The sequence below is a fragment of the Corynebacterium otitidis ATCC 51513 genome, assembly GCF_000296405.1.
Lineage (GTDB): Bacteria > Actinomycetota > Actinomycetes > Mycobacteriales > Mycobacteriaceae > Corynebacterium > Corynebacterium otitidis.
This window is the reverse complement of sequence record NZ_JH815192.1, coordinates 277,755-287,720: the sequence shown is the minus strand read 5'-3', so window position 1 is coordinate 287,720 and position 9,966 is coordinate 277,755. Positions and strand designations below refer to the sequence as shown.

Genomic DNA, 9,966 nt, shown 5'->3' with positions numbered 1-9,966 from the left:
CCAGGCGCCGCCGCGCGAGCTCGCCGGCGGCCGCCGGCGCCGGCCGGCGGGGCAGCTACCCCCGCCGCTAGACCGGCCAGTCGACCAGGGAGAACTCCACACTCATGCCGAATACGTCCCGTGCAGCTTCATCGACGCGCCTGCTGTCCGTGGTGGTCGCCGGAGGGGGAACCGCGGGGCACATCGAGCCGGCGCTCGCCGTCGCCGAGGCCCTCGAGCGCCGCTTCCGAGCCCGGGTCACCGCGCTCGGCACGACCCGCGGGCTTGAGCGCGACATCGTGCCCGCCCGCGGCGTCGACCTTCGGCTCATCGACCCGGTGCCCGTGCCGCGCAAGCCCTCGCTCAAGCTCTTCACCCTGCCGGCGAAGGTCGGCCGCGCGGTGACCCAGGCCCGCAAGGTGCTGCGCGACGTCGAGGCCGACGCGGTCGTGGGCTTCGGCGGCTACGTCGCCGCGCCCGCGTACCTCGCCGCCAGGCGCGAGGGTGTGGCGATCTACGTGCACGAGGCCAACGCCAAGGCGGGCATCGCCAACAAGCTCGGCATGCGGCTCGGCGGCACCGGCTTCACCGCCATTGACGGCTGCGGCATCGACGGCGAGCGGGTGGGCATCCCCATCCGCGAGGAGCTCGCCGACCGCTCGGTCAGGGCCGCGGCGGCGCGCCGCGGCGGGGAGCTCTGGCCGCTCGACCCGGCGAAGGCCACCGTGCTCGTCACCGGCGGCTCCCAGGGGGCCCGCTCTATCAACACCGCGCTCGCCGGGGCGCTGGACGCGATACTCGGCGCGGGCGTCCAGGTGCTCCACGCCTACGGCAAGAAGAACGAGGCGCCCGAACCCCGCGAGGGCTACGTGCCGGTGCCCTATATCGAGGACATGCAGGCCGCCTACGGCATCGCGGACCTCGTGGTGTGCCGTTGCGGCGCCATGACCGTCGCCGAGGTCACGGCCGCCGGGCTGCCGGCGCTCTACGTGCCGCTGCCGCACGGCAACGGCGAGCAGGGCCTCAACGCCGCGCCCGCCGTCGAGGCCGGCGCCGCGGAGCTTATCGACGACGCCGAGCTCGACCCGACGACCCTTTCCGAGCACGTCCTCCAGCTCACCCAGGACGCCGCGCGCTACGGGCGCATGAAGAAGGCCGCCAGCCGCGAGGCCGACGGCTCCGCGGCGCTCGCGATCGCCACCCGCGTCGTCGAGGACGCGAGGAAGGCCGGCCGACTCCCCGAGGAGGCGGCCGACGAGGGGCGCGTGGACTTGAGCCGTGTGCACATGGTCGGCATCGGCGGGGCCGGCATGTCGGGGCTCGCGCACATCCTGCTCGCGCGCGGCTCGGCGGTCTCCGGCTCGGACCCCGCCACCGGCGAGACCATCGACTCCCTGAAGGAGGCGGGCGCGCTCGTCGCCGCCGAGCACGACGCCGACAACCTCGAGCTCTCCGGCGCCGCGCCCACCGTGGTGGTCACGTCGTTCAAGGCGATCCCCGAGGACAACCCCGAGCTCGTCGAGGCGCGAAAGCGCGGCATCCCCGTCATCCGCCGCTCCGAGCTCTTAGCCGAGCTCATGCGAGGCCACCGCCAGGTGCTCATCGCCGGCACCCACGGCAAGACCTCGACGACGTCGATGGCGGTCACGGCGTTTCGCCGCGCCGGCCTTCGCCCCTCCTTCGCGATCGGCGGGCGGCTCACCAACGGCGGGGAGGGCGCCGGAAACGACGCCGGCGAGGCGTTCGTCGCCGAGGCCGACGAGTCGGACGCCTCGCTTCTGTGTTACCGGCCCGACATCGCGGTGGTGACCACCGTCGAGCCCGACCACCTCGACTTCTTCGGCACGAAGGAGAAGTACGTCGAGGTCTTCGACCGCTTCGTCGAGACGATCACCCCCGGCGGGCACCTCGTGGCCTGCCTCGACGACCCGGGCGCCGCCGCCCTCGCCGGGCGGGCCCGCGCCCGCGGGGTGTCGGTCGCGGCCTACGGCACCGCCGAGGCGATCGAGGCGAACCCCGGCATCCCCGCCGCCGGGCGCATCGACTCCGTCGAGGCGACCGCCACGGGCAGCCGGGTGACGGTCGCCCTGCTGGGGCCCGCCGCCGAGGGCGCCGGGGAGGAGCCCCTCGAGCTCGCTCTGCGGGTACCGGGCACGCACATGGCGCTCAACGCGCTCGCGGCGCTCGTCGCGGGCCGGCTCGCAGGGGGCTGCACCGCCCCGCTGGTCGCCGGGCTCACCGAGTACGAGGGGGTGCGCCGCCGCTTCGACGTGCGCGGCACGGTGGGCGGCGGCCCGGCCGACGGCGCGACCGTCGTCGACGACTACGCCCACCACCCCACGGAGGTCGCCGCGGTGCTCGCGGCGGCGCGCGAGCAGGCCGCCCGCCGCGGCGCGAAGGTCGTGTGCTGCTTCCAGCCGCACCTCTACTCCCGCACCCGCGAGTTCGCCGAGGCCTTCGCCGACGCGCTCGCCGCGGCGGACGAGCTCGTCGTCCTCGACGTCTTCGGCGCCCGCGAGAAGCCGGTCGAGGGTATCAGCGGCAAGACCATCACCGACTTAGTCGAGTCCCGCCACCCGGAGACCCCCGTCGTCTTCGAGCCGGACTTCGACCGCGCCGCCGAGACCGTCGCGGCGCGGGTCGGGGGGCGCGACGTCGTTCTCACCATGGGCGCGGGCTCGGTGACGAGACTCGCCGCGCCGATCCTCGAGGCGCTCGAGGGGCGGGGCTAGGGCCATGAAGCGCACCGTCGTCGCCGTCGTCTGCGGGCTGCTCGCGATCCTCGCCGCGCTCGGCGCGCTCGTGTACTTCGCGCCCGTCATGACGGTCAAGGCCGTCGAGGTCGAGGGCAACGCTCAGGTCTCCGCGGACGAGGCCGTCGAGGCGAGCGGCGTGCGCGAGGGCATGAACATCGTGCGCGTCGACACCACCGAGGCCGCGCGCCGGCTCGCGGAGCTCGATTGGGTGGAGGAGGCGAGCGTCTCGCGCAGCCTGCCGTCCACGGTGCGTCTCGAGCTCGTCGAGCACGTCGCCGTCGCGCACGCGGGCGACGAGCTCATCGACGCCGAGGGCGAGACCTTCGCCACCGGCGAGCCGCCCGAGGGCGCGGTCGAGCTGCGCGGCGAGGCGGGCGAGGACGCCAGGCGCGCCGTCGTCGAGGCGCTCGCAGAGATCGACCCGGAGACCCGCGGCCAGGTCGCCTTCGCCGAGGCGCCCTCGTCCGCGGAGATCCTGCTCGGCACCCACGACGGCCGGGAGGTCTTCTGGGGCGCCTCGGAGGACAACGGCAAGAAGGCACGCGCGCTACGGGTCGTGCTCGCCCAGCCCGGCGAGCGGTGGGACATCTCCAACCCGGAGCTCGTCTCCCGCATCGGGGAGGCGGGCCCGCCGCCCGAGGAGCAGCCCGAGTAGCCCGGCCCGGCCGCGGGCCCGCGACCAGCGCCGACGGGCTCAAGTAGGGCTTTAAGGTCCGACACGCCGCGGGGGATATCTCCCGCGGCGGGCCCGGCGTCGCGCACTATGGATGGCGATACGCGATACGGCCATACCCGGCCCGCCGCGTGGGCCCGGGCGCGGCGCGGGCGGCCCCGGGCTTTAGCGGGGCCGCCGGGCCGGGCGGCGACGCAACACTAAGAACGAACCGATAAACGCAGTCAAGGGAAGGCGAGAGAACCCAGCATGACCTCTCCGAACAACTACCTCGCCGTCATCAAGGTGGTCGGCGTCGGCGGCGGCGGCGTCAACGCGGTGAACCGGATGATCGAGGAGGGCCTCAAGGGTGTCGAGTTCATCGCGGTGAACACCGACTCGCAGGCCCTGATGTTCTCCGACGCGGACGTCAAGCTCGACATCGGCCGCGAGGCCACCCGCGGGCTGGGCGCCGGCGCGAACCCCGACGTCGGCGAGGCCTCCGCCGAGGACAACAAGTCGGAGATCGAGGAGTCCTTGAAGGGCGCGGACATGGTCTTCGTCACCGCCGGGGAGGGCGGCGGTACCGGCACGGGCGCCGCCCCGGTTGTCGCGGGGATTGCGAAGAAGATGGGCGCGCTCACCATCGGCGTCGTGACCCGCCCGTTCAAGTTCGAGGGCCGCCGGCGCACCCGCAACGCCGAGAACGGCATCGACAAGCTCAAGGAGGTCTGCGACACCGTCATCGTCATCCCCAACGACCGGCTGCTCCAGCTGGGCGACGAGAAGATCTCGATGATGGAGGCGTTCCGCGCCGCCGACGCCGTCCTCCACAACGGCGTGCAGGGCATCACCGACCTCATCACCACCCCGGGTGTGATCAACGTCGACTTCGCGGACGTGCGCTCCGTCATGGCGGAGGCCGGCTCCGCGCTCATGGGCGTGGGCACCGCCTCCGGGGAGGACCGGGTCATGTCCGCCGCTGAGCAGGCCATCAACTCCCCGCTGCTCGAGTCCACGATGGAGGGCGCGACCGGGGTGCTCTTCTCCGTCGCGGGCGGCTCCGACCTGGGCCTCATGGAGGTCAACGAGGCCGCCTCCATGGTCGAGGAGAAGGCCGACGAGGACGTCAACCTCATCTTCGGCACCATCGTCGACGACAACCTCGGCGACGAGGTGCGCGTCACGATCATCGCCACCGGCTTCGACGCGGAGGGCAACGCCGTGCCCGCCGAGGACGGCCAGCCCACCCAGCCCGAGTCGCCCCGCGGCAGCCTTTTCGACGCCCGCGAGGTCTCCGAGGAGCGCGATCCCGAGCCGCGCCACCGCCTCGAGGAGGAGCGCCCCGCCGAGCCGCGCCGCGGCGACGGGCTGTTCACCTCCCCCGGTCGGCGCGAGGAGCCGCGCCGCTCCCGCCGCGAGGACTACGGCCAGCCGCCGCGCCGCGCGCGCCGCGACGACGGCGACGACGACCTCGACGTGCCGGGCTTCCTGTAGAGCCCGATAACGAGCCCGCGCGGGCGCCGCGGGCCGGCCAGTACACGGTCGTGAATCCAGCGCCCACCGCCGCCGGCCGGGGGAGTGACCCCGGCCGGCGGCGCTATGCTGGGGACCATGTCCGCCCCCACCGAGAAGCGCCCCGTGCGCAGCGTGTTCACCAGCCGCGCCGGCGGGCACTCCGCCGGCGCTTATGACTCGTTCAACCTCGCCGCGCACGTCGGCGACGACCCGGACGCCGTCGAGCGCAACCGCGCCCGCCTCGCCGAGGTCATCGGCTTAGAGGAGGGGCGGCTCGTGTGGATGGAGCAGATCCATTCGCCGACCGTCACCGTCGTCGACGGGCCCCACGACGGGCCCGTGCCCGCCACCGACGCGCTCGTCACGACGACGCCCAGGCTCGCGCTCGCGGTGCTCGTCGCCGACTGCGTGCCGGTGCTCCTCGCCGACGCTGCTGCCGGGGTCGTCGCCGCCGCCCACGCCGGGCGGCTCGGCGCGAGAAACGGGATCGTCGCGCGCACCGTCGAGCAGATGGTCGAGCTCGGCGCGAAGCCCGAGAACATCCTCGCGCAGCTCGGGCCCGCAGCCGGCGGGGAGAGCTACGAGGTGCCCGCAGACATGGCCGCCGACGTCGAGGCGAGGCTCCCGGGCTCCCGCTGCGAGACGTGCAAGGGCACCCCGGGGCTCGACCTGCGCGCCGGCCTCGAGCGGCAGCTGCGGGGCTTGGGCGTCGAGGCGATCCAGCGCAGCAGAGTCGACACCATTGCCACCGAGTCGCTCTTCTCCCACCGCAGGGAGGGCGAAACCGGTCGGCAGGCCGGCGTCGTGTGGCTCACCGGCGCCTAAGCAAAAACCAATAAGGACTCCGAAACCGGATACAGCAGCAACCCGCGGAAGGACCACCACCGATGCCCGAGACCAACCGAGAGCCCGAGGACCGAGAGGCCGTCGACGAGGCCGCGCTGAGCGCGCGGCTCGAGAGCGTCCGCGCCGAGATCGCCGATGCCGAGCGCGCCGCCGGCCGCGAGCCGGGCGGCGTCGACCTGCTGCCGGTCTCGAAGTTCCACCCCGCCGCCGCAGCCCGGGCCATCACGCGGCTCGGGGTCACGGACCTCGGGGAGAACCGCGACCAGGAGGCCCGCGACAAGGCCGCCGAGGTGCCCGAGGCGGCGTTCCACATGATCGGCCAGATCCAGACGAAGAAGGCCAACTCCGTGGCCCGCTGGGCCGCGGCCGTCCACTCCGTCGACTCGGTGCGGCTCGCGGAGAAGCTCGACCACGGCGTCGCCCTCGCCCTCGAGCGCGGCGACCGGAGCGCCACCGCGCCCGGCGGGGCGCTCGGCCCCTTCGCCGCCGACGGGGTCGTTCCCTGCCTCGTGCAGCTCAGCGCGGACGGGGACACCTCCCGCGGGGGTGCTACCGAGGAGGACCTCCCCGCGGTGCTCGACGCGCTCGAGGCGGCCGAGCACCTCGCCGCCGCGGGCGTGATGTGCGTGCCGCCGCTCGATTCCGACCCGAAGGAGGTCTTCGACCGCGCCCGCGCGATCGCCGACCGCGAGGGCGAGCGCCTCGGGCGAAACCTCGTGCTCTCGGCGGGGATGACCGCCGATCTCACGGAGGCGATCGCGGCGGGCAGCGACATCGTGCGTGTCGGTACCGCGATCTTCGGGCCGCGCCCCGTAGCCTAGGGGGTCAAGCCCCAAGACCGCCCCGCGGAGAGAGCCCGCGGGAGCTAAGCAACCACGACGCCCGGGAGCGAAACAGGAAGGCCACCATGTCGATCATCACGAAGACCAAGGAGTTCTTCGGGCTCGCGCCGCTCGAGGACGTGCCCGAGGACGAGTACTTCGACGACGAGCGCTACGAGGAGCGCGGCCGCGCCCCCGAGCGCGAGCGCGGCTCCTTCGAGGACGAGCGCCGCCGCCCCGAGCGCCGCGAGTCCCGCTCCTTCGAGCCCGACTACGCCGCGCCCAGCCGGGTGCGCGCCGTCGCCGTGACCTCGTATGCCGAGGCCACCCGCGTCGGCGAGCCCGTGCGCCGCGGCGAGGTCGTCGTCTTCGACCTCTCCGGGATGCCGCACGACGAGGCCAAGCGCATCATCGACTTCGCCGCCGGCGCGTGCTTCGCGCTGCACGCGGGCATGCAGAAGATGCGCCCGCGCGTGTTCCGCATCGTCCCGGCCGACGCCATCGTCGACGACGAGGCCGTCGAGCGCGCCCTGCGCTCCCTCTAAACCCGGAACCTTATTCCGGAAGGCCGCGCCCCTCGCGAAACGCGAGGGGCGCTCGCGTCGCTGAAGCCCCGGGTTCGGGGCCGGGGCGAAACTATCGGTAGGGTGAGGGACCGTGAGCGTTATCGGAGAGGTCCTTCTCATCGTCCTGCGGGTCTACACCCTCCTGCTGATCGCGCGGATCATCTTCGAGATGATTTTCAGCTTCGGGCGCAACCCGCGCCCGCCGCGTTGGGTCATCGTCATCGCCGAGCCGATCTTCGTCGTCACCGACCCGCCGGTGCGGCTGCTTCGGCGGGTCATCCCGCCGCTGAACCTGGGCAACGTCGCGCTCGACCTGAGCGTGCTCGTGCTGTTCTTCATCCTCCAGGTCCTCACCCTCATCGTCACGGCGATCCTCATCTAGGCGCCCGGGGCGGTGGACTCCGGTCCGCGCGGGGCGCGCGCTGCGGCTGGGGTGGAGGGTGCCTGGAGTGTAACCGCGTATACACTAGTGAAAGCTGGGGAGTACAATCCTCTGGTAGGGGAGGGCCCGCGCCCACCTCGCCGCGAGGCGAGACGGCCTGAAAGCCACACGGCGCGGCCCCGGCCCGACGCCCCGGCGGGGCGGGCAGCGGGCGCCCGGGAGTCCAACGGCGCCGGCCCCCGCGGCCGGGCCGGCGCTCGGAGGGGCTCTTTAATTTGGTAAAGAGCCTCGACACGCGGGCCGGTTCGCTGCCAGCAGCAAGAGAATATAGGTACCCTGTGTTCACGATACTGTTCGTCTCGTCCACCGTGACGGCCTGACGAGCGGCCGAGGGAGGACGGAAGAGTTCCTCCCGGCGACGCCGCGAGACGGCCCACATGGCGCGTGTTCGATACTCGTACAGACCGGACCCGGATATGGGGCAAACAATTCGAAGGGAATGCTAATGCCGCTTACGCCAGCCGACGTCCACAATGTCGCGTTCAGTAAGCCCCCGATCGGCAAGCGGGGCTACAACGAGGACGAAGTGGACCAGTTCCTCGATCTCGTTGAGGACACCCTCACTCAGCTTCAGGAGGAGAACGAGGAGCTCCGCTCGGGCTCGGGCGCGTCCCAGGCCCCCGCGGCGGGCTCTGCCGCGGCGCCCGAGGTCGACGAGGCGCAGCTGCGCCGCGAGATCGAGGAGCAGGTGCGCGGCGAGTACGAGCAGCAGCTCCAGTCCGCGCGCCGCGCCCAGGAGAAGGCCGAGGCCGACGCCCGCTCCGCCCGCGAGGAGGCCGACAACGCGAAGTCCGCCGCATCCACCCAGGGCGCGAGCCAGGCCGCCGCCGGCGCGGCCGCCGCGAACGCCGCCCCCTCCTCCGAGCCGAACGTCCAGGCCGCGAAGGTGCTCGGCATGGCCCAGGAGATGGCCGACCGCGTCACCCGCGAGGCCGAGGAGGAGTCCCGCTCCCTCCTCGAGGAGGCCCGCCAGTCCGCCGAGCGCCAGGTCACCGACGCCGAGCAGCGCGCCGACTCGCTGGTGCGCGACGCGCAGAGCGAGTCCGACCGTCTCGTCTCCGAGGCGCAGCAGCGCGCCGACAAGGCGGTCTCCGACGCCGAGCGCCAGGCCCAGGACCTCAAGGACGACGCCGAGCGCAAGCACTCCGAGATCATGGCGACCGTGCGCCAGCAGCAGTCCGCTCTCGAGTCCCGCATCGCGGAGCTGCGCACCTTCGAGCGCGAGTACCGCACCCGCCTGAAGACCCTCCTCGAGAACCAGCTCGAGGAGCTCGAGGAGTCGCCCTCCTCCGCGCCGGACAACCGCCGCTAGCTTCTAGCAGGGCGCAGCGCCCCGCCCGCGTGGACGGGCGGGCCGACGCGACCCGCGTGGCACCCGCCCCGCCAGCGCGCGCTGGCGGGGCGCAGTCGTCCCCGGGCGCCGCCGCCCCGCACGCGCATAAGATGAGAGCTATGTTTCGCGCGGCGGTCGGCCGGGAGCGGCCCGGCCGGCGCGGCCGCTATGATGGGGCGCTTGCGCCCGCCCGCCACCGACCCGAGGAGTGTCTACAGCCATGATGATGATCGCGATTATCGCCCTGACGATCGTGTCGCTGGGGCTGTTTCTGGCTGTCCTGTTGACCAACACCCCGAGCCTCGTGTGGATCATGCTCGCGCTCATCGCCGTGGCCATCGTGCTGCTCATCATCGACGCCGTGACGACGATCAGGCAGCGCCGCGAGCGCCGCGAGGCCGAGGAGCACGAGGACGACGCCGAGTACGCCGAGTACGACGACGGCGACGACGAGTACTGGGACGACGAGGCCCCGGCCGAGGACGGGGAGCAGGACGAGGCCGAGTACGCCTACGCGGGCGCCGACGACGAGGCCGAGGAGGCCTCCGACGCTGAGGGCGATGTCGAGGACTCCGACCCCGAGGCCGGGGACGGCGACGGCGAGCCGGGCGGCGACGAGGGCGAGGACGAGGTTGCCGAGGAGTTCGCGGAGCTCGAGGAGGGCGAGGACGACCGGCCCCGTGGCGACACCGAGCAGGCCGAGGTGCTCCTCGGCGAGGACCCCGAGGGCGCCGACGAGCCCCACGAGGACGACGCCGTCGCCGACGGCGATAACGGCGACGGGACCGACTCCGACAGCGACGAGGACGCCGACGGCGACCGCGACGGGGAGGACCCGCGCGACGAGGAGGGCGACACCCCGAGCACCGCGACGACCTCCGAGCTGCCGCAGGTCGAGGACGAGCCCCGCGACTAACGCCGCGGGGAACCCTCCGGGCTATACTCGGCAACCGAGCGGGCCCGCCAACGACTACTCGGCCCCGATCGCCAAGGGCGGCGGGGAGGCGGGCCGGGCTTTATTGGCAGCGATCCGGCCATCACCGGGGAGCCATC

At 73.2% G+C, this 9,966-nt stretch carries 9 protein-coding genes and 1 pseudogene; all 10 read left to right on the top strand.

What is annotated here, in order from left to right; translation table 11 throughout:
* Nucleotides 1-104: 104 nt before the first annotated feature.
* Nucleotides 105-1,142, top strand: a pseudogene (locus HMPREF9719_RS09755) (UDP-N-acetylglucosamine--N-acetylmuramyl-(pentapeptide) pyrophosphoryl-undecaprenol N-acetylglucosamine transferase); the annotation flags it as partial.
* A 123-nt stretch (nt 1,143-1,265) separates the two neighbouring features.
* On the top strand, nt 1,266-2,711 hold the full coding sequence (murC, locus tag HMPREF9719_RS09750; protein ID WP_051001400.1) for a UDP-N-acetylmuramate--L-alanine ligase: 1,446 nt from the start codon (nt 1,266-1,268) through the stop codon (nt 2,709-2,711).
* A gap of 4 nt (nt 2,712-2,715) precedes the next feature.
* Nucleotides 2,716-3,390, top strand: coding sequence for a cell division protein FtsQ/DivIB (locus HMPREF9719_RS01260; RefSeq protein WP_004600144.1), 675 nt, complete (start codon nt 2,716-2,718; stop codon nt 3,388-3,390).
* A gap of 267 nt (nt 3,391-3,657) precedes the next feature.
* Complete coding sequence (ftsZ, locus tag HMPREF9719_RS01255) at nt 3,658-4,884, top strand: cell division protein FtsZ (RefSeq protein ID WP_004600143.1); 1,227 nt, start codon at nt 3,658-3,660, stop codon at nt 4,882-4,884.
* A gap of 105 nt (nt 4,885-4,989) precedes the next feature.
* The gene (pgeF, locus tag HMPREF9719_RS01250; protein ID WP_004600142.1) at nt 4,990-5,730 is read left to right on the top strand and encodes a peptidoglycan editing factor PgeF; all 741 of its coding nucleotides are present in this window, start codon (nt 4,990-4,992) and stop codon (nt 5,728-5,730) included.
* A gap of 62 nt (nt 5,731-5,792) precedes the next feature.
* Nucleotides 5,793-6,572: a YggS family pyridoxal phosphate-dependent enzyme gene (locus tag HMPREF9719_RS01245; RefSeq protein ID WP_004600141.1), complete on the top strand. Its 780-nt coding sequence runs from the start codon at nt 5,793-5,795 to the stop codon at nt 6,570-6,572.
* Nucleotides 6,573-6,658: 86 nt separating this feature from the next.
* The gene (locus tag HMPREF9719_RS01240) at nt 6,659-7,117 is read left to right on the top strand and encodes a cell division protein SepF (protein ID WP_004600140.1); all 459 of its coding nucleotides are present in this window, start codon (nt 6,659-6,661) and stop codon (nt 7,115-7,117) included.
* Between the two features lie 112 nt (nt 7,118-7,229).
* Nucleotides 7,230-7,520, top strand: coding sequence for a YggT family protein (locus HMPREF9719_RS01235; RefSeq protein WP_004600139.1), 291 nt, complete (start codon nt 7,230-7,232; stop codon nt 7,518-7,520).
* A gap of 505 nt (nt 7,521-8,025) precedes the next feature.
* Nucleotides 8,026-8,892, top strand: coding sequence for a DivIVA-like cell division protein Wag31 (wag31, locus tag HMPREF9719_RS01230; RefSeq protein ID WP_004600138.1), 867 nt, complete (start codon nt 8,026-8,028; stop codon nt 8,890-8,892).
* A gap of 241 nt (nt 8,893-9,133) precedes the next feature.
* A complete protein-coding gene (locus HMPREF9719_RS01225) occupies nt 9,134-9,829 on the top strand; it encodes a hypothetical protein (protein ID WP_004600137.1) in 696 nt (231 codons plus the stop codon).
* Nucleotides 9,830-9,966: the final 137 nt, after the last annotated feature.

Excerpts from the sequence above, each read along its gene's own strand:
- murC (WP_051001400.1), top strand. The coding sequence starts at position 1,266 with ATGGTCGGCATCGGCGGGGCCGGCATGTCGGGGCTCGCGCACATCCTG.
- HMPREF9719_RS01260 (WP_004600144.1), top strand. The coding sequence starts at position 2,716 with ATGAAGCGCACCGTCGTCGCCGTCGTCTGCGGGCTGCTCGCGATCCTC.
- ftsZ (WP_004600143.1), top strand. The coding sequence starts at position 3,658 with ATGACCTCTCCGAACAACTACCTCGCCGTCATCAAGGTGGTCGGCGTC.
- pgeF (WP_004600142.1), top strand. The coding sequence starts at position 4,990 with ATGCTGGGGACCATGTCCGCCCCCACCGAGAAGCGCCCCGTGCGCAGC.
- HMPREF9719_RS01245 (WP_004600141.1), top strand. The coding sequence starts at position 5,793 with ATGCCCGAGACCAACCGAGAGCCCGAGGACCGAGAGGCCGTCGACGAG.
- HMPREF9719_RS01240 (WP_004600140.1), top strand. The coding sequence starts at position 6,659 with ATGTCGATCATCACGAAGACCAAGGAGTTCTTCGGGCTCGCGCCGCTC.
- wag31 (WP_004600138.1), top strand. The coding sequence starts at position 8,026 with ATGCCGCTTACGCCAGCCGACGTCCACAATGTCGCGTTCAGTAAGCCC.
- HMPREF9719_RS01225 (WP_004600137.1), top strand. The coding sequence starts at position 9,134 with ATGATGATGATCGCGATTATCGCCCTGACGATCGTGTCGCTGGGGCTG.